This window comes from Streptomyces zingiberis (assembly GCF_012034935.1).
GTDB classification, from domain to species: domain Bacteria; phylum Actinomycetota; class Actinomycetes; order Streptomycetales; family Streptomycetaceae; genus Streptomyces; species Streptomyces zingiberis.
This window is the reverse complement of record NZ_JAATEN010000052.1, coordinates 1-1,337: the sequence shown is the minus strand read 5'-3', so window position 1 is coordinate 1,337 and position 1,337 is coordinate 1. Positions and strand designations below refer to the sequence as shown.

The window sequence follows — 1,337 nt, the reverse complement described above, 5'->3', positions numbered from 1 at the left end:
ACACAGTGGACGCGAGCACCTGAGGACAAGCCCTCGGCCTATTAGTACCAGTCAACTCCAACCGTTACCGGTCTTCCATACCTGGCCTATCAACCCAGTCGTCTTCTGGGAGCCTTACCCTCTCATGGAGGTGGGAGTCCTCATCTCGAAGCAGGCTTCCCGCTTAGATGCTTTCAGCGGTTATCCCTCCCGAACGTAGCCAACCAGCCATGCCCTTGGCAGAACAACTGGCACACCAGAGGTCCGTCCGTCCCGGTCCTCTCGTACTAGGGACAGCCCTTCTCAAGACTCCTACGCGCACAGCGGATAGGGACCGAACTGTCTCACGACGTTCTAAACCCAGCTCGCGTACCGCTTTAATGGGCGAACAGCCCAACCCTTGGGACCGACTCCAGCCCCAGGATGCGACGAGCCGACATCGAGGTGCCAAACCATCCCGTCGATATGGACTCTTGGGGAAGATCAGCCTGTTATCCCCGGGGTACCTTTTATCCGTTGAGCGACGGCGCTTCCACAAGCCACCGCCGGATCACTAGTCCCGACTTTCGTCCCTGCTCGACCCGTCAGTCTCACAGTCAAGCTCCCTTGTGCACTTACACTCACCACCTGATTACCAACCAGGCTGAGGGAACCTTTGGGCGCCTCCGTTACCCTTTAGGAGGCAACCGCCCCAGTTAAACTACCCACCAGACACTGTCCCTGATCCGGATCACGGACCCAGGTTAGACATCCAGCACGACCAGAGTGGTATTTCAACGACGACTCCACCTGAACTAGCGTCCAGGCTTCACAGTCTCCCACCTATCCTACACAAGCCGAACCGAACACCAATATCAAGCTGTAGTAAAGGTCCCGGGGTCTTTCCGTCCTGCTGCGCGAAACGAGCATCTTTACTCGTAGTGCAATTTCACCGGGCCTGTGGTTGAGACAGTCGAGAAGTCGTTACGCCATTCGTGCAGGTCGGAACTTACCCGACAAGGAATTTCGCTACCTTAGGATGGTTATAGTTACCACCGCCGTTTACTGGCGCTTAAGTTCTCAGCTTCGCCACCCCGAAGAGCAGCTAACCGGTCCCCTTAACGTTCCAGCACCGGGCAGGCGTCAGTCCGTATACATCGCCTTACGGCTTCGCACGGACCTGTGTTTTTAGTAAACAGTCGCTTCTCGCTGGTCTCTGCGGCCACCACCAGCTCAGGAGGAAAACTCCATCACCAGCCATGGCCCCCCTTCTCCCGAAGTTACGGGGGCATTTTGCCGAGTTCCTTAACCACAGTTCACCCGAACGCCTCGGTATTCTCTACCTGACCACCTGAGTCGGTTTAGGGTACGGGCCGCCG

General features: G+C 56.9%; 1 rRNA gene. It reads right to left on the bottom strand.

From position 1 onward, the window contains the following. Positions 1 to 21: 21 nt before the first annotated feature. Positions 22 to 1,337 (bottom strand): 23S ribosomal RNA (locus HCK00_RS26625); the annotation flags it as partial.